This is a genomic window from Planotetraspora kaengkrachanensis (assembly GCF_016862895.1).
Classification (GTDB): domain Bacteria; phylum Actinomycetota; class Actinomycetes; order Streptosporangiales; family Streptosporangiaceae; genus Planotetraspora; species Planotetraspora kaengkrachanensis.
The window spans coordinates 59,324-76,723 of record NZ_BONV01000017.1; the positions used below are offsets into that span (position 1 = coordinate 59,324).

The window sequence follows — 17,400 nt, forward strand, 5'->3', positions numbered from 1 at the left end:
TCAGGCGGCGGCTTCGGCGATGGGGCGGATGACGATCTCGCTGACGTCGATGGAGGCGGGTTGCTCGATCGCGTAGGCGATGGCGTCGGCCACGGTGTCCGCCGGCATGTTGAGTTTGTCCGCCATGGTGCGCACCCAGGCCATGGTGTCGGGATCGCCGCCCAGCGTGTTCAGTTCGGAGTCCGTGAACGACGGGCTGATCACGGTGACCCTGATGTCCTGTTGTTCCTTACGGAGCCCTTCGGCCAGAGCGCGGACCGCGAACTTGGTGGCGCTGTAGACGGCGGAGTTGGGTACGACGTCGTGGCCCAGGGTGGAGGACACGTTGATCACGTGGCCCGACCGTTGCGCGCGCATCAGGGGGAGCACGGCTGCGATGCCGTGCAGGGTGCCGCGGAGGTTGACGTCGATCATCTGGTTCCACTCCTCGACGCGCAGCGCGTCAAGGCGCGACAGGGGCATGACGCCGGCGTTGTTGACGAAGACGTCGATGCGCCCGTGCCGGCGGTGGGCCGCCTGGACGAAGGAGTCGACGCTGTCCGGGCTGGTCACGTCGAGAACCATGTGCTCGGCGGAGCCGCCGCCCTTGCGGATGGCGGCGACCAGGGCGGCAAGCCGGTCGGCGCGACGGGCGCCGAGCACAACGTGGTGACCCGTCGCGGCGAGCCGCAGTGCGGTGGCGGCGCCGATTCCGCTGCTGGCTCCGGTGATGAGGACGATCTTCTCGCTCACTTCGTGTCCTTCGGTTCGTGTGGTTCGTGGGTCATGGGCGTGGGTCATGCGTGGCCGTGTGAGTCAGGAGAGCCGACGGAGGGGTCCAGCGCGGCCAGCACCCGTTGCAACATCACGATGTCCTGATGCGCCTCGGCTCTGTCGAGGGTCTCCAGCCCCGCATGCACCGTGCACATCCGCCGGACCGCCTGGTCGGCGATGTGCCGTCCGGCCGGTTCCAGGCGGGCCAACTGGCCGCGTGGCGTCTGCGGGTCGAGGTGCCTGCTCACCAGGCCGCGTTCGCACAGCCGGTTCACCTGCTTGGTCACGGCACCGGAGGTGACCATGAGCCCGCGAAACAGCTGGGTCGGGCTGAGCGCGTAATCCGGCGGGGATCGGCGCAGGGCCAGCAGGATCCGCATCTCGGACGGCAGCAGGTCGTACTCCTTGGTGAGCTCCGCGAAGTCCTGTTCGAGGAGTTGCGCGATCCGGTGGACCGTTGACGCCAGCACGATGTTGGTGACGTCGAGATCCGGTAGTTCCCGCTGCCAGAGGGCGGCCACGCCCATGGGGTCGGGACCGCTGACGCGAGGGGCGCTGGACGGCGCTCCGTCGTCGGGATCCCCGCAGTTGGGGACCCCGGGACTGAAATCTGAATCACTCACAAGCCCGTGACCATTGTTTCTTCCTAGGAAACCATCTTCCTAGGAAGATAGCGATGCATCTGGCTGTGCGCAAGCGGGGAAGCCGCGGACGACGCTGAGCGCCTCTGTACACATCCGCCCGTCCCCCTGCTCAAGGGCCTTCTGGGGGCCAGCACCCGTACTCGGTAGGTGCTGGCTCCCGGAGGAACCAAGTGTTTCCACTCATGACGTGGGCCCGCCGATCGATCACGATCAGGGCGCAACAGCGTGCGCGATCGAACGTCGGAGGGACTGTATGGAACTCAGATCAGTCGGCTTCACAAGACGGCGAGCAGGGAGTCGGCGAGCAGCCCTACAGCGCCTTTTCGGCGTTTCGCTTGCCATCCTCGCTCTGGTCGGAGGTGTGTTGCCCGTCTCGCCGGCGGCGGCGGATCCTCTGCCGTGGGGCCCGTACACCTGTGCACAGGGCCGAGTGTGGCGCCTGGCTAACGCCGGCGATCTGGTGTGCACGTGGCCGGAGAGGCGTACCGATGTCGCGGCGGAGAACAGCAGCAGCCCATCGCACAAGCTGCTGAACACCATGTACTGCATGCCGGGCTACGAGTGGCGCCTGGCCAACCCGTCTGACCGCGCATGTGTCACGTCCGTCCAGAGGCGCATGGCGCGGATGGAGAACGAGAGCGCGGCTTATTCACTGGCGGACCCTGCGGCGGTCCCACTCGGCGGAGTGAGTGTCATGACCAGGCGTGGCGCCGGAGGCGTGAACTACCTCTACGCCAAGGGGACAGGCCTCACCCTGAAATGGTCAGCCGAGTTCTACGCTGTGGGCGTCAAGGGGCCCGACTGGCCAACTGGCCGGCCGCGGATAGGCGAGGCCTGGCCCGACGCACCGGGCACCTTCACCGATTGGACGTACATCGGCCAGGTCACTTGTGTCCCATCGGAGACCAAGCCCGTGCCCGTCGTCGTTGTGGACCTCGGTACCGGAATGGTGACCAGGGCGGGCACCACAGACGCTTTCATGTGCTGGTCGCCGTAGGAAGAATTCAGGTGATCGTGAAGGGACGTGAACCGCAGTGAACCATCGCCGCGGCTGCAGTTCACCCCAGGGAGTCCCTGTGGATCAAGGGACTCCCTGGTAAAACGGTGTACGGGTCCCAGAATCGCAGCGCCGACGATTCTCCTAGCGCTCGACCGACCCCCTTTGCCCTCCGAGATCATGTCGACCGTGTGGTTCAACCGCTTCCTTGCCATCGGGTTTCTCAGCGGGATTGCGATGCTTCCCGTCTTATGGATTCAGCGGGGCGACGAATTCGAGCACATACGCCTGGCCGCACTCATAGGGCTGGACGCCGGCCAGTTCCTCACGGTCCCGATCACACTAGCGGTCGGAGCCTGGAAGGCCAGTCCGTGGAACAAACGACCCCGCCCGACGGCTCCGGGCTTCGTCCTGGGAGGGATCACCTTCGCGTTCGGGGCTCTGATCATGACTCAGGCGATAGCCGCGATCCGATGGCTCGACGGCCGGCCTCCCGGAGTCGGCGACCCGGACGGCGAAACCGGTGCCGCATTGCAAGCTGTGCCTTCCGGCGGCGTGACACTCCTCGCCGGCGCGGCGATCTTGATCAATCGAGCCATCGCCGCCAAGCGCTCCCGAAAGGTCGTCGTCCCCGTACTCACAGACCGCTGATCGGTAGAGAACACAACGGATGGCGTGCGAGGCCAGTCCAGGCTGCTTCGCCACCCGTTGAAGACCCGTATCGCACATTCGGGAAGCAGCGAGGAGGACAAAGGACCATCGGATTAGAAGTGGATTAATCTTCGAGCGTTCCGACAGTTCGGTGCGCTGACCACCTATGGTCCGGCGGGTTCGAGGGAGATCATCCCGTGCATGTCCCGCGGAGCTGATCTCGGCAAGCGTGCACGGGCGCGACGATGGTGTCTTGCTCTTCGTCGAGGGAGGCCACCTTTCGTGCCTGGAGATCTACTCCATAGAAGACGAGCCGGCCACGCTCCCGCGGCCTGACGATCTCATCGTTGACGCGCCAGGCTCCTGGTAGTCGCCGTGGTGCTTGGTGGTCCGGGGCTCAGGAACGAGTTCCCGGACTGTCGATCGCCTCCAACTCCGTACGGGGATCAGCCCTCATCAGGCGATCGCCAGGGCAGCACCTTCGCGTCGGGATAGAGCAGCGAGATCTTGTCCAGGACCTCCCGCATGGTCGTCTCCACGTCCCACCACGTGCTGTCCAGGGCGCAAATCGTCAGATCGACGATCGCTCCGTCCGCATCATGAGCGGTCAACTCGCCGCTAATGAGCTGAGCATCGTTTCCGAACATCGTGACAAGTTGCTCAGTTTCCATGAGGGAGCCTTCTGCGGCTTCCGCGATCTCCTGATAGCGGGGGCTGATTAGTTCGTCTATCACCAGCCGCCACCGGTAGCCCTCGATCATCGGACCCAGAGCCGTGAGAAGGTCCGAGAGGGTCACGAGATCCCCGTCGCGCCAGCACCGAAAAGTCAGACCACCCGCCGCCATTGAATGGCCGCCTCTCAGGTCGGTGGGACGGTTATCACGCGGCCAAGGCTGCCTTATCTGTCTCTGAGCCGCACCTTCAAATAGTCGATCCCTCAACCGGAGCGGCGGCGGGCCGGTGGTCGGCGAGTGCCTTGGGTACGGCGCCGAATGTCCCAAGCCAATCAGCGAGTTCATCCCGACTCTGCTGATCAAGCGATTCGAACAGCAAGAGAGTCACCCCTGGAACCGACATGAAGCCCAGCCATGACCCCCGGTTCTGGGATTAACGCGGTGTCGCGTACCGTCGCGGGGCATGAGACCCCCCGCTCTGATCGCCTCTGCTGTACTGCTCGCCGCTCTGGCCGGCTGCGGCTCGACGGACGACACATCCGGCACGCTCTCACCGAACGCGATCGCGAGTATTGAGGCTGAGTCCGGGTTCCCGCCCAAGCCGGACAGTGAAACCCAGGCAGGGTTCATAACGGCGCTTAACAGCATCGATGGGGAGATCGTCACCAGGAAAGAGATGGCCGTGGATTGGGCGCGCAGCCTGTGCAGCGTGGTCAAGGATCGGCCGAACGATCAGGCCCAGTTGGTAGACCTTACGAACAAGCGGTTCCGAGCTCCCGGCCACCTTGACGGGTTCGGCAAGGCCAAGGCGGCGAAAATCCTCGCGGCGGTGCGGAAGTACATCTGCCCGACGTACTAGTTCCGGACAGTCGCCGATCAATGGGCTACGTGTTCGATCTGAGTTCGTGCGCCGTTACAAGGAGCCTGCGGAGGTCGAGGTGAACCCTGAGGACGCCCGGGGTCAGTCGGCCCAGTTTGGTCGAAAGCGTCGAGGACTGACCTGGCCGCGTGAGCGGTAACGGCGTACCGTGAGTTGGTTCGCCATCACCCCCCGTTAGGAGCGGACAGTGGAGCTCTCATCGGACGCCCGAATCCTGCTGTTCATCATCATCGGCATCGCCCTGTTCGTCGCCGGCCGCAAGTTCCAGGCCATGCTGAGCGCGTGGCAGTACTGGAAGAAGACGCAAGCCTCAGTCCCCGGCCTGCGTAAGGGCGCGTACGGTGCGGTCGGCGCGATGTTCAGGTTCGGAGTGATCGCGGCGGCGGTGTTCGTGGTCGCGGCGGTGGTGAATCGCAGCCTGTGACGCTGCTAGCAAAGGGTGGCTCCCATGGCGGTCAACTGGCGAGGGCCGACCGATCTCGTCGAACGCCTCCCGCAGCCGCTCGAACGGCAGGTGCGGAACCGTCGCCTCATGGAACTCGGGCAGCACGAGAACGAGGTCCTCGCCGTCGAGGCGCAGACCAGCCGGTCCCGCCTCCCCCTCCACTGCGTGCGAGCCGCTGTTGTAGAAGCGGCCCCTGCCGTATCGGACGTAATTCGATGGCAATTGGACCCGGACCGCAGGGCCGTCAGGCCCGAGGACCGGAAGCCGCGCGGCAGCAACTTCATTACGAGTTAGAACACGGTCGTCCAGGACCGTCCACCGTTATCTTGTTGACCCTGGTCGGGTGGTGTCGATGAGGTAATTCGGTACAGCACCGTCCAGGACCGTCCACGGCTGCTGTTAGCAGCAGCGTTAGCAAGATCATTTGGTCGACAAGACGCGGCGCAGGGATGCGGCTTGAGGATGGTCCGGCCCATACGCCGCCTCGGCGATGCCCAGCGCCCGCTCGAACAAATCGGATCGCCAAAAGCACGCCGAAAGGTGGTTGCGTCCCGTATCTGTTCGAGTATTCCGCGACGTCCATGCTCATCCTCCTGGTGTGGCATCTGCGTACGTCAATCTCCCGCGAGCGCAGCGTGGACGGACGAGACCGCGCTCGCGCCGTCGCCGACGGCCGTGGCCACGCGTTTCGTCGAACCCGAGCGCAGGTCGCCGACCGCGAAGACCCGGGGTGCGCTCGTCTGGTACGGCAAGGCCGATCCGGCGGGCAGTCCGACGTCGGTGAGCACGAACCCGTCCTCTGCCTTGGCCACTCCGGTCAGCCAGCCCGACACCGGGTCGGCGCCGACGAAGCAGAACAGCGCACGGCTGGCCAGCCGTTGCGGCCGCTCGCCGGGCCGTTCGACGACGACCGACGTGAGGGTGTCGCCGCCGGCCAGTTCGCTGACCGTGCTGCCGGTGTGGACTCGGATCCGGGAATGGGCCTGGATCCGGTCGGTCAGGTAGGACGACATGCGGGCTGCGAGGTCGTGGCCGCGGACGACCAGATCGACCGTCGCGCCGCGGGCGGCGAGGGACAGGGCCGCCTGCCCGGCCGAGTTGGCGCCGCCGACGACGGTCACCGGCCGGCCCTCGTAGCCCCGGACGTCGGTGCGGCGGCGGGCGTCAATCGCGGAATGTCCTTGACGTGGGGAAGGTTGAGGGGCGTATGAAGAGGATCGGTTTTCTGAGCTTCGGGCATTGGTCGACGACGCCCTATTCGAAGGCGCGCAACGCGTCCGACACCCTGCTGCAGTCGATCGAGCTGGCAGTAGCCGCCGAGGAGCTCGGTGCGGACGGCGCCTACTTCCGTGTCCACCACTTCGCCCAGCAGCTCGCCAGCCCGTTTCCGCTGCTGGCAGCCATCGGCGCGCGGACAAGCCGGATCGAGATCGGCACGGGCGTCATCGACATGCGCTACGAGAACCCCCTCTACATGGCCGAGGACGCCGGCGCGGCCGACCTCATCGGGGGCGGGCGGCTCCAGCTCGGCATCAGCCGCGGATCACCCGAGCAGGTCATCGACGGCTGGCGCTATTTCGGCTACCAGCCGGCCGAAGGCGAGACCGAGGCCGACATGGCGCGCAGGCATGCGGAGGTCTTCCTCAATCGGCTGGAGGGTGAGGGGTTCGCCCAGCCGAATCCTCGGCCGATGTTCCCCAACCCGCCCGGGCTGCTGCGCCTCGAACCGCACTCGGAAGGACTGCGACAGCGCATCTGGTGGGGTTCCAGCTCGAACGCCACCGCCAAGTGGGCCGCCGGGCTCGGCATGCACCTGATGAGCTCCACCCTCAAGGACGACGAGAACGGCAAGCCCTTTCACGTGCAGCAGGCCGAGCAGATCGCGGCCTACCGGCAGGCATGGAAGGAGGCCGGTCACGAGGGCGAGCCACGGGTGTCGGTAAGCCGTTCGATCATGCCGATCGTCAACGAGACGGACCGCGCCTACTTCGGTCACGAGCGAGCCAGCTCCGATCAGATCGGCTTCATCGACGCCACCACCAGGGCCATCTTCGGACGTACGTACGCCGCTGAGCCCGACGTGCTCGTCAAAGAACTGGCCGCCGACGAGGCAATCGCAACAGCCGACACGCTCCTGCTCACAGTGCCCAGCCAACTCGGCGTGGACTACAACGCCCATCTGCTCTCATCGATTCTCACCCACGTCGCCCCCGCACTCGGCTGGCGCTGACGGCGTCGCCTGCCACAGGCGTCGCACGGTGCGGTCCGGGTGGAGAACTGTCAGCTGGACGTGTTCGTCGCTTACGCCTTCCGCTGGGCTAGGCGCTGGTAGACGCCTGAGTTCGCGTTTCGCTCGAAAGTGTCCAACAACCTCGTCTCAGCGGAGATGACCTTCCAGGGCGGCGACTACGGCATGCTCCGGGCCGGCCGCGCCGCCTCGCTCCGGTTCGTGAGAGACGTTCCACCTGGTGTGCGCTCCTTATCAGGCACAGCGGTTCGCCGCGGGTGGAGAGTCACCGACCTGACGAAGGTTCCAGCGCGCCCCGGTGTGGTCGGTGAGTGACGCTGCCCGTCAAACCGCGCATCAGCGGTGCGCCTTATCCGCTCGCTGGCCGTCGAGCATCCCGAGAGCGAGATGCGCGACAGAGGATTCGAACCGCTCGTCTCCTTCCCCGGACTCGGAGAACCATGGCAGAGCCAGTGCCTGAACTGCGACAATGAGGTCTATCCCCGTCTTAACAATCTCCGGCACCGACCAGGACGCGGCTGCTTGTACTGCGCAAAGCGTGGTCTCGACCCCGCCGCCCCCGCCCTGCTGTACGTCATGACCCATCCCGGCCACGGCGCCGTGAAGATCGGCATAACTGGCACTAACGTACGCCCCAGCCGAGTGCAGGAACATGAGCGATACGGCTGGAAGCTGCACGAGACCATGGCCCTGCCGACCGGCGGGAACGCCTATCGGATCGAACAACTGGTGCTGAGGTGGCTACAGGCGCGCGGATTACGCTCGTTCCTGACGGCTACGCAGATGCCGCAAGCAGGGTGGACAGAGACATTTCGCTGCTGTACGGAGATCAAAAAGGCCACTTCCGATGATCGGAAGTGGCCCTTGACCTGGGGTGCGGCCGGAGGTACTCGAAACCCCAACCTTCTGATCCGTAGTCAGATGCTCTATCCATTGAGCTACGGCCGCTCGTCTTGGTGCTCTGACCTGCAGAGCAGTGCGACGACAAGAACTCTACCAGACCCCGTACCCCTGCCAGAGCCAATAACTTTGCCGTCCGGCAACCCACGGAGCCGCCCCGGCCAGAGATCCTTTCTGCACCGACAGCCCTCGACCAGGCAGGAGACGAATCGGTCAGAAGTCCGGGACGAGCAGGGAGAGCGTCTCGGCGATACATGCGGGTTTGTCGACGCCCGCGACCTCGATGACGACCCGGACGGTGGCCAGCGTCCCTGACGGCGTGCCCTTCACGTCGGCGATCTCCGCGCCGGCCCGGATCTGCGAGCCGACCGGAATGGGCCGGATGAATCTGACCTTGTTCAGCCCGTAGTTGATCCCCATCTTCAGCCCGTCGACGCGGTACAGCTCGCCGGCGAGCGAGGGGATCAACGCGAGCGACAGATATCCGTGGGCGATCGTCGACCCGAACGGACCCTCCTTGGCCCGGTCGACGTCCACGTGAATCCACTGATGATCATCGGTGGCGTCGGCGAAGCCGTTCACCCGCTCCTGGGTGATCTCCCGCCAGTCGGTGTATCCCAGATGTTCGCCCTTGGCCGCCTTCAATTCGGCGACGTCGTTGAAGATCCGCATACCTCGTACCCTAATTCTCGGGAACCGCGAGGGCCAGGCCACACGATTCCGCGTCCCGTCGCCTCCTGTTGGAGCGCGCGTCATCCGGCCTTTCTAACGTGCGGCCCATGAAACGAATCTCGATCATGTTTGGCGCCCTCGCGCTGGCTGCCGGGCTCGCCACCCCCGCCGTGGCGGACTCCGCCCACTCGGCGTACGGTCGGGCCACGCTGACCGGTTTCGCCTCGCTCCCGGCGCAGTCCTACGTGCCCGGCAGCCTTCCCTCCGGCGCCCTCGCCGGACCCGGCCCGATCAACGGCGTCCCCGTTCCCTTCCCCGGGCAGCCCATCCAGGGCTTCAGCGGTGTCATCGACAACCACGACGGCACGTTCAACGTGCTGTCGGACAACGGCTACGGCAACAAGGCCAACAGCGGCGACTTCCTCCTGCGGGTCCACCACATCAAGCCCGACACCAGGACCGGCAAGGTCAAGGTCCTCGGCGGCTTCAACCTGAGCGACCCCGACCACAAGGTGCCCTTCGCTCTCACGCGGTCCGACCGGGTGCTGACCGGCTCCGACTTCGACGTCGAGTCGATCGTGCGCGCCTCCGACGGCACCTATTGGATCGGTGACGAGTTCGGCCCGTTCCTCCTGCACTTCTCGAAGTCCGGCAGGCTCCTGCAGGCTCCGATCCCCCTCGAGGGCGTGAAGGCTCCGGAGAACCCGTACCTGAACGGCGGGCAGCCGAACCTCAACAGCAGCAAGGGCTATGAGGGCATGGCTCGCGGGCTGGACGGCCGCTACCTCTACCCGCTCCTCGAGGGCACGGTGGCCGGCGACACCCCCGGCGACCTGCGGATGAACCAGTTCGACCTGCGCAAGGGCCGCTACACCGGCAAGCGCTTCATCTACCGCCTCGAGGCTCCCGGCAACTCCATCGGCGACGCCATCTCCATCGACGACCACCGCTTCCTGATCATCGAGCGGGACAACGAGCAGGGCGACGCCGCCAAGATCAAGCGCCTCTACCTGGCCGACACCCGTGACCGCAACCGCGATGGCGTCATGGACAAGACCCTGGTCGCGGACCTGCTCGACCTCGCCAACCCGAAGGGCCTCGGCGGCTTCGGCAAGACGTTCCGGTTCCCGTTCCAGACCATCGAGGACGTCACCCTGCTCGACGACCAGACCGTGGCCGTCCTGAACGACAACAACTTCCCGTTCTCCTCGGGTCGCACGCCGGGCCAGGCGGACAACGACGAGTTCATCACCGTACGGCTCTCGCAGCGCCTGCACGCCGACCGTCGCGCGTTCCGGTGAGCATCGCCGCATGATCCGGTCCGCCTGACACCGGACCCGCTTTCCGCGCCCCCTGGCGTACGGCACCGCCCGTACGCCAGGGGGCGCCCGCGCATCTGCGAACCTGCCCCCGGCAAGAGCGTTTCCGCACGTCCAGTGCTTGCTGCGGCGATCCGGACGTTACCGATACACCTTCATGCCCTCGCGCCCCGCGCGGGGGCCGGGGATTACGGAGGGGTATCAGGCAGTCACATGGATCGACCCACTGCCTGACGCGGAGCCCGAGTGAGCGACGAGTCCGACCCGCCCGGCAAGCGATACCGCCTTCGCGGTTTGATCGCCGTCACCCTCATGGGGCTCGCCTCCTGGGTGCTCATCATCTGGGTGATCGTCAAGCTCTTCAGCTGACCGCGGTCGCCTAAGCCGGGGACTGCGACGGGTCTGCGGCGTATCGGGCGACGAGCTCACGCTTGAGCACCTTGCCACTCGGCCCCAGCGGGAGGGCCTCCACGATCTCGACGCGACGCGGGTACTTGTAGGCGGCGAGCTTCTCCTTCGCGTACGCGGCGAGGGTCGCGGAATCGACGTCGGCGCCCGGTGCGAGCACGACACAGGCCATGATCTCTTCTCCGTGCACCTCGTCGGCGACGCCGAAGACGGCCGCGGTCGAGACGGCGGGGTGGGCGGTCAGCAGTTCCTCCACCTCGCGCGGGTACACGTTGTACCCGTTGCGAATGATCATGTCCTTCTTGCGGTCGACGATCCAGAGGTACCCGTCGGCGTCCTTCCTCCCGAGGTCGCCGCTGCGGAACCACCCGTCGACGATGGCCTTCGACGTCTCCTCGGGCAGGTGCAGGTAGCCCTTCATGATGTTGTGGCCGCGGATCACGATCTCACCGAGTTCGTCGACCCCGAGCAGCTCGATGCGGTCGTCGACGTCCGCCCTGGCGATCTCCAGGTCCACTCCCCAGATCGGGGTGCCGATGCTGCCGGCGCGGGGAGTGCGGCCGATGTGGTTGAAGCACGCGACCGGCGAGGTCTCGGTGAGCCCGTAGCCCTCGTAGATCTCGACGCCGAACTCCTTGCGGAAACGCTCGATGACGGCGAGGGGGATGGAGGCGCCTCCCGAGACGGCGTAACGCAGTCTCGGTCGTTCCTGGATGGTCTTGGCGGCCTCGAGCAGCGCGACGTACATCGTCGGGACGCCCATCATGATCGTGCACTCGTTGTCGATGAGGCTGCGCAGCGCGGTCTCGCCGTCGAATCTGGGCAGCAGGACGACCTTGGCCTGCGCCCGGAAGCCGGTATTGAGCGTGCACGTCTGGCCGAACGTGTGGAACAGCGGAAGCGCGCCGAACACGACGTCGTCAGGTCCCATGTCGAAGGTGCTGAGCAGCAGGGTGTTGGTCTGCTCGATCAGGGAGAAGTGGGAGCCCATCGCCCCCTTGGGCTTACCGGTCGTGCCGCTCGTGTAGAGGATCGTCGCGGTCGCGTCCGGACGGCACGGCTCGTAGGTCGTGATGGGCTCCGCGTCCGCGGCGAGCTGCTCGAGTCCCGAGATGCCCTCGATCGGTTCGGGCGTGAGCACCGAGATCACCGGGATGCCGGCCTGCTCCGCCCCCTTCGCCCCCTCGCCGAGCAACGGCGCCGCGCAGACGAGGACGGTCGCCCCCGAATCCTTGAGGACGTACTCGATCTCGTCGGCCTTCAGCAACGCGTGGATGGGGACGACGACGGCGCCGAGGCTCAGCACCGCGTAGTACACGCGCGGGAAGTCGGGGACGTTCGGGATGAGGATCGCGACCGCGTCACCCGGCTTGACCCCCTGCGCCCGGAGAGCGCCCGCGTACCGGCGCGTCTGGTCCCACAACTCCGCGTACGTCACCGTGGAGGAGCCGATGACGATCGCTGTCTTGTCGGGCGCGCGCTCGGCGGTCTCTTTGAGGATCGCGGCGACGGAGAGCGTGGCGTTGCTGGGGGCGCTCATGGGGTTTCCTCATCTCGCTGGCGGCGAACTTCAGCCCGGTCCGGCGCCTGTCCCCCGGTCGGCGCGGACCGTGGATCACCAGCATGCCAGCGATCATGTCCGGGATGAAGCCCTGCCTCCGGCGAGATGGGCTCAGGTCCGGAAGTCGAGCGCCGCCGACACGTCCGGCCGTACGGCCACGGCCGACGGGCGGCCGACCACGGAGGCAGTCCGACAGAGCAGGACGACAGAACCGGGCGACAGAGCAGCGCGACAGAGCAGGGCGACGGCCTGGTGCCGCGAACTGTTCACCGGAGCTTTGGCGATCTTCCCCTTTATCTGACACGGGTTGACGGTGATCCTGACAAGTGTTCGTCCCCCGGCAGTTCCCCCCACAAGGAGGCTTCGTGCACACCCTGCAGCGCCCCCGACTTGCGTGGCCGGCACGGCTCACCGTCATGCTCGCCGTTCTCACGTCCCTGATCGGCCTGGTCGGCGTCACCCCCGCCGGCGCGTCGGTCTTCAACTCCTGCACCATCTCCCGGTGCGCCGACGCCCGATCGGCCGACGCGATCTGGGAGTCCAAGGGCTACCCCACCACCGCCGGCTGGTACACCTGGTCGGGCGGCAAGTACAACTACACTGGCGGACGCTTCCAGAACCGTGAGGGCCAGCTCCCCAGTGGGGGCACCTACTACGAGTACGACGTCTACTCCCGCAACCGGGGCGCCGCGCGTGACGCGTACCGGATCGTCGTCAACCGCAGCACCGGCGTGACCTGGTTCTCTCCGAACCACTACGTCGACTTCTACCGGCTCTAGGACTTCCATGACATCCGCCGAACGTCCGCTGCCGCCATGGCTGACGGTGTCCACCGGCCCGGCGCCGGCGGTCGTCGACGGGCGCGAATCCAGGACCCGTGCCGCCTTCTTCGAGGAGGCGGCGCGGGCTCTGCGTCTCCCCGGCTACTTCGGCCGCAACTGGGACGCGCTCACCGACTCCCTGCGCGACGCGACGCAGTCCGGGAACGCCGCCATCGTCGTCGAGCACGCCGAGGAGCTGCTGAACGCCGAGCCTCCCGAACAGTTCGCCACCTTGCTGGCGGTCCTGGCCGATGCGGCTGACGCCGGGCTGACCGTCGCGTTGCTCACCGGGCCGGACAACGAGGAACTCCTCCGGCGACGGATCTCCGCAGCCCTGGCCTGACCCGGCGCGTGGGAACGCTCGAAAGGAAACGACACGGCCGGCCGTCGACGTGCCCCGGTTGAGGAACCGGGACACGCGTACGGCCGGCCGTCGTTCACGTAGCGGATCGCGCGAGCGCGCCGATCAGCCGCCCGTGATCGTGAACTGCGATCCCGGCTGTTTCACGATGTCGCCCTTGGCCGAGTTGGTGATGGTCACGTTCGTCAGCGTCGCGTTGCCGCGTGCGCCGCTCATGGCCAGGATCCCCGCACCGTTGTTCGACTTGTCGATCTTCACATTGGTGATCGCGACGTTCGGCATGTTGCCGCCGCCCGTCTTGAACTGGATGCCGTCGTAGGTCGAGTCGTAGATGTCGGTGTCGCGGATGGTGACCCCGGTGATGTCCAGGCTCGACGGGAACAGCGTGATGGCGCCGAACTCCTGATCCTCGTTCCAGAAGACGCCGCCGCCACGGTAGATGGCGTTGTTGGCGATCAGCGTGGTCCCCGAGAAGGGCAGGGGACTGTGGTCGGTCGCCAGCATGATGCCCGGGTAGTTCATGGTGTCGTAGATCAGGTTGTTCTCGATCGAGTTGTCGTAGCCGCCGTAGATCGCGATGCCGTTCGCGCGCCAGGGCAGCTGGATGGTGTTGTTGACGAAGTGGTTGTCGTGGGTGTTGTCGACGACCCGGTCCTTCACGGCCTGGTTGGCCCAGACCGCCAGGGCGTCGTCGCCGGTGGTGCGGAACGACGAGTTGAACACCTTGGAGTTGCGCGTGCCGTTGGTGAAGTTGATGCCGTCGGCGTAGGTGTCGCGGATGCGCATGCCGCTGAACTCGAGCCCGTCGCCGGGGCCCCAAAGGGCGGGGATGTTGTCGTAGTCGCGGCCGACCCAGACACCCACGTTGGCGTGCTCGATCCACACGTTGGAGATCTTGGTGTTCTTGCCGAACCGCCCGTTCAGGCCGACGCCGCCCTCGTCGTTGCCGTCGCCGCCGCGGATGCGGCCCGAGCCGAAGATGGCGATGTCGGAGATCTGGACGTTGTCGTCGATGTCGAAACCGAAGTTGCCCTCGTGCGGGTGGTTGATGCCGCCCACCACGTCCTGCGGCTCGGTCAGGGTGTACAGCTGGGAGTGCCACATGCCCGCGCCGCGGATCGTCACGTTGCTGATTCCCACCTGGTTGTACTGACCCCGGTTCAGCGGGTCGTCGGTGAGGATCTTCTGCTCCTGGCGCCACTGCCCCGCCGGGATCCACACGCAGCTGATGACGCCGTTCTGGTCGTCCGTCACCGCCCGCTGGATGGCTGTGGTGTCGTCGAGCCCGTCGTTCGGCACCGCGCCGTAGGCCGTGATCGAGGTGCAGCCGGCCGGCTGGCTCGCCGGAGGCGCCACCTGCTCCAGGTCGATGAGGTCGATGATGTAGAAGGACGCCGTGTCGGTCGCGTCGCGCTGCAATCTGAACTTGGTGCCCGCCGGGTAGGACTGCGGGAGCAGCGCGTGCGCCTCGTCGAACAACCGCCGGGCGTCGGCCTGCGGAGTGTTCGTCAGCGCCTCCGGCCCGTCGGTGTTGCCGTACAGCCAGCTGTGCTTGGACGAGAGGGTCAGCTTCTGGGCGAAGGCGCCGTTGACGTAGAGGCTGATCGTGGCGTCGATGCCGCCGCCGTTCGGGGCGTCGGGAATCGAGTTGCGCACCACGATCGAGTTGGTGGCGTTGGTCGAGGTGAACTCGACGAACTGCCCGGTGCTGTTCAGCCGTACGGACTGGCGGCCGGACGACTCCGTGGCGAAGTTGGTGTGCCCGAAGGTGCGCAACGGGTCGGCCGTGAGCAGGGTGCCCTGGTAACTGGCGTTCTCCGCCTCGTACTCGACCCATGGGACCGCCGCCCCGCGCCCGACGACGATGGCCTGGGAGAACGAGTTGTTGGTCTCGTTGGTCTCGGATACGACGCCGGTCGCGTCGGCGGTCGCGGTGATGGTGGCTCCGCCCGCGGTGGCCGTCCAGGTGCCGCTGACGGCCACGTTGACCGTGGCTCCGGCGGCGATCGACGCCGTGTTGGTGTTGAGTGTCGTGCCGCCCACGGCGACGCGGGTCACCGTGGTCGTGCCGGAGGCTGTGGTGCCGCGGTTCTTCACCGCCACGGTGAACGACACCGCCGCGCCGACCGCCGGGTTCGGCGGGTTGGAGCTGATGCTGAGGACCTGCAGGTCGGGGCCGGGAGCCTGGGCGACCACCAGTTGGGAGGCCGCGGTGTAGAGGTTGTTGGTCTCGTTGGTCTCGAAGACCGTGTTGTCGGCGTCGACCCGGGCGCTGACGGCATAGCTGCCCTCGCCCCGGGTGCCGATGCTCTGCGTGACCGTGGTGGTGGCGCCTGCGGCGAGCGCGGGGATGTTCGCGGTGCCGACCAGAGCGCCGCCCAGGTTGAAGTTCACGGTGTCGGCGGCGGAGGCCGCGGTGCCCGCGTTCCTGACCGTGGCCGACAGGGTGATCGCGCTGGTCTCGTTCGGGGAGGCCGGGGTCCACGACAGGTCGGTGACGGTGAGGTCGGGGTTGGGTGCCGGGGTGCCGAAGACCTGGAACTCGGCGACCTGCCCGGCCGGAGCGCCGGTGTTGGAGGTGATCCGCAACTGCACGTCGGCGACCCGCGCAGTAACCGGGATCGTCACCGTGTTACCCGAAGCCGGATTGAACACATACGGCGCCGCGGCGACCAGACTGGTGAAACCGGACGCGCTCTGCTCACGGCCGAGAACCTGGATGGTCTGGGTACGGGTGCCCCACGCGCTGTCGGGGTTGAGCTTGACCACGACCCGGTTGACGTCGGCGTTGGCACCCAACCCGACGGCCAGCGTGCTCGGATAGGAACCGCTCGCGCCCTCCCAGTACGTCGCCAGATTGTCGTCGACGGCGTTGGCCGGCACGAACGTGAAGACCGACCCCGACGCGGTGACCTGCTTACCCACGGCCAGGTTGGAGCCGCCGCCCCCGCCGCTGCCGGTGCGGGTCACGGTGTTGCTGTCGGCCGACTGCTTACCGGAGGCGTCCTTGGCCCGCACCGTGTAGGACACCGTGGCCGTGGTGGGCTGGGTGTCGGTGTAGGTCAGCACGTTGCCCGCGACACTGGCGCGCAGCGCGTTGTTGGCGTAGACGTCGTACCCGGTCACGCCCACGTCGTCGGTGGAGGCGCCCCAGGTCAGGCGGATCTGACCGGAGGCGGGCTCGGTGAAGGCCAGGTTCGACGGCGCACTCGGCGCCTGGGTGTCGCCGGTCACCGGCCCGTACACCTCGAACTCGGAGATCTGACCGGCCGGCCATCCGGTGTTGCCGGTGATGTTCACCCGCACATATCGGGTGGTCGTCGCGGTGAAGTTGATCGTCACCGTGTTACCGGTCGCCGGGTTGAAGGTGTACCCGGCCGAACCCACCGTCGTGGTCGACGGCGGACTCGACGTGCCGGTCAGGACCGACAACGTCTGCGTCCTGGTCTGCCACGCGCTGGGTGCGGGGACCTTCAGCACCACCTGGTTCACGCTGACGGCCGACCCGAGGTCCACCTGGATCCACTGCGGGAACGCGTTGTTCGCGCTCTCCCAATAGGTGTTCTGGTTGCCGTCGTTGGCGTTGCCCGCCTGGTAGACGTCCGCGAAACTGCTCGCCGTGACGGTCTTGCCGGCCGCCAGATTCGGACCCGCGGCCGAGGCCGGTAACACCGGACCCGCCAAAACGAGCAGACCGGCCGCGAGCAACGCCGCGACCAGCCGTAGAACAGGATGCCTTTTGCTCATTGCGTTCTCTATCTCTCGTCAGGGACGCAGGGGCGGCGCAGAGCCGTGGTGGGGGTGCTGATCTCAACGCGGAGCTTCGTCAACGCAGAGTGAGGAAAGCGCTGGTCGGTGCCGCCTGGGGCGGCGACCGGCCACGCAATGCGGTAGCCGACATCACCGGGGGCCTCCATGGGGGATGGGGGCGGGGCCGGGTGCACGGACGCAGTGCGCTCCAACCAGAAGTTGCGGAGAATAGAGAGAAATGAACAGTTATTTGCAAGAATCTTGCAGGACGTTGCCCAAAGGTTACTTTTACGCTTCGGTCACGTCAACTGTTAGG

The 17,400-nt window shown here is 66.6% G+C and carries 16 protein-coding genes and 1 tRNA gene; 9 read left to right on the top strand and 8 right to left on the bottom strand.

What is annotated here, in order from left to right:
- Nucleotides 1–732, bottom strand: a complete 732-nt coding sequence (locus Pka01_RS19565; protein WP_239115133.1) for an SDR family oxidoreductase — start codon at nucleotides 730–732, stop codon at nucleotides 1–3.
- 44 nt (nucleotides 733–776) lie between these two features.
- Entirely contained in the window at nucleotides 777–1,376 is a 600-nt protein-coding gene (locus Pka01_RS19570; protein WP_203884253.1) for a MarR family winged helix-turn-helix transcriptional regulator, read from the bottom strand.
- Between the two features lie 715 nt (nucleotides 1,377–2,091).
- On the opposite strand from Pka01_RS19570, the gene Pka01_RS19575 reads away from it, so the two are divergent.
- Together Pka01_RS19575 and Pka01_RS19580 are read left to right on the top strand one after the other, a co-directional pair.
- Nucleotides 2,092–2,394, top strand: coding sequence for a hypothetical protein (locus tag Pka01_RS19575; RefSeq protein ID WP_203884254.1), 303 nt, complete (start codon nucleotides 2,092–2,094; stop codon nucleotides 2,392–2,394).
- A 189-nt stretch (nucleotides 2,395–2,583) separates the two neighbouring features.
- Nucleotides 2,584–3,045 carry a hypothetical protein gene (locus tag Pka01_RS19580; RefSeq protein ID WP_203884255.1) on the top strand — a complete coding sequence of 154 codons (462 nt, stop codon included), beginning with the start codon at nucleotides 2,584–2,586 and terminating at the stop codon, nucleotides 3,043–3,045.
- 446 nt (nucleotides 3,046–3,491) lie between these two features.
- Here the strand turns inward: Pka01_RS19580 and Pka01_RS19585 are convergent, their stop codons facing one another.
- Nucleotides 3,492–3,842, bottom strand: a complete 351-nt coding sequence (locus Pka01_RS19585; RefSeq protein WP_203884256.1) for a hypothetical protein — start codon at nucleotides 3,840–3,842, stop codon at nucleotides 3,492–3,494.
- 340 nt (nucleotides 3,843–4,182) lie between these two features.
- Between Pka01_RS19585 and Pka01_RS19590 the strand changes: the two genes are divergently transcribed.
- Together Pka01_RS19590 and Pka01_RS19595 are read left to right on the top strand one after the other, a co-directional pair.
- Entirely contained in the window at nucleotides 4,183–4,578 is a 396-nt protein-coding gene (locus tag Pka01_RS19590; protein WP_203884257.1) for a hypothetical protein, read from the top strand.
- A 208-nt stretch (nucleotides 4,579–4,786) separates the two neighbouring features.
- Nucleotides 4,787–5,023, top strand: a complete 237-nt coding sequence (locus tag Pka01_RS19595; RefSeq protein ID WP_203884258.1) for a hypothetical protein — start codon at nucleotides 4,787–4,789, stop codon at nucleotides 5,021–5,023.
- A 635-nt stretch (nucleotides 5,024–5,658) separates the two neighbouring features.
- Here the strand turns inward: Pka01_RS19595 and Pka01_RS19600 are convergent.
- Nucleotides 5,659–6,354: an NAD(P)/FAD-dependent oxidoreductase gene (locus Pka01_RS19600; RefSeq protein ID WP_275414483.1), complete on the bottom strand. Its 696-nt coding sequence runs from the start codon at nucleotides 6,352–6,354 to the stop codon at nucleotides 5,659–5,661.
- Here Pka01_RS19600 and Pka01_RS19605 point away from each other — a divergent pair.
- Nucleotides 6,252–7,274 (top strand): LLM class flavin-dependent oxidoreductase, encoded by a 1,023-nt coding sequence (locus tag Pka01_RS19605; protein WP_203884260.1) that lies wholly within the window; start codon nucleotides 6,252–6,254, stop codon nucleotides 7,272–7,274. The two genes, Pka01_RS19600 and Pka01_RS19605, sit on opposite strands and share 103 nt — an antisense overlap.
- 893 nt (nucleotides 7,275–8,167) lie before the next feature.
- Here the strand turns inward: Pka01_RS19605 and Pka01_RS19610 are convergent.
- Together Pka01_RS19610 and Pka01_RS19615 are read right to left on the bottom strand one after the other, a co-directional pair.
- Nucleotides 8,168–8,240: transfer RNA gene (locus Pka01_RS19610), tRNA-Arg, on the bottom strand.
- A gap of 165 nt (nucleotides 8,241–8,405) precedes the next feature.
- On the bottom strand, nucleotides 8,406–8,864 hold the full coding sequence (locus Pka01_RS19615; protein ID WP_203884261.1) for a MaoC family dehydratase: 459 nt from the start codon (nucleotides 8,862–8,864) through the stop codon (nucleotides 8,406–8,408).
- A 107-nt stretch (nucleotides 8,865–8,971) separates the two neighbouring features.
- On the opposite strand from Pka01_RS19615, the gene Pka01_RS19620 reads away from it, so the two are divergent.
- Together Pka01_RS19620 and Pka01_RS41280 are read left to right on the top strand one after the other, a co-directional pair.
- Complete coding sequence (locus tag Pka01_RS19620) at nucleotides 8,972–10,165, top strand: esterase-like activity of phytase family protein (RefSeq protein ID WP_239115134.1); 1,194 nt, start codon at nucleotides 8,972–8,974, stop codon at nucleotides 10,163–10,165.
- Nucleotides 10,166–10,429: 264 nt separating this feature from the next.
- Nucleotides 10,430–10,552: a hypothetical protein gene (locus tag Pka01_RS41280; RefSeq protein WP_275414480.1), complete on the top strand. Its 123-nt coding sequence runs from the start codon at nucleotides 10,430–10,432 to the stop codon at nucleotides 10,550–10,552.
- A 10-nt stretch (nucleotides 10,553–10,562) separates the two neighbouring features.
- Here Pka01_RS41280 and Pka01_RS19625 read toward each other — a convergent pair whose 3' ends face one another.
- Nucleotides 10,563–12,131, bottom strand: coding sequence for a long-chain-fatty-acid--CoA ligase (locus Pka01_RS19625; RefSeq protein ID WP_203884262.1), 1,569 nt, complete (start codon nucleotides 12,129–12,131; stop codon nucleotides 10,563–10,565).
- Nucleotides 12,132–12,517: 386 nt separating this feature from the next.
- Between Pka01_RS19625 and Pka01_RS19630 the strand changes: the two genes are divergently transcribed.
- Both Pka01_RS19630 and Pka01_RS19635 read left to right on the top strand, forming a co-directional pair.
- A complete protein-coding gene (locus Pka01_RS19630; RefSeq protein ID WP_203884263.1) occupies nucleotides 12,518–12,931 on the top strand; it encodes a ribonuclease domain-containing protein in 414 nt (137 codons plus the stop codon).
- Nucleotides 12,932–12,938: 7 nt separating this feature from the next.
- On the top strand, nucleotides 12,939–13,316 hold the full coding sequence (locus tag Pka01_RS19635) for a barstar family protein (protein WP_203884264.1): 378 nt from the start codon (nucleotides 12,939–12,941) through the stop codon (nucleotides 13,314–13,316).
- A gap of 123 nt (nucleotides 13,317–13,439) precedes the next feature.
- On the opposite strand, the gene Pka01_RS19640 is transcribed toward Pka01_RS19635, so the two are convergent.
- Complete coding sequence (locus Pka01_RS19640; RefSeq protein ID WP_203884265.1) at nucleotides 13,440–17,081, bottom strand: CARDB domain-containing protein; 3,642 nt, start codon at nucleotides 17,079–17,081, stop codon at nucleotides 13,440–13,442.
- Nucleotides 17,082–17,400 lie beyond the last annotated feature (319 nt).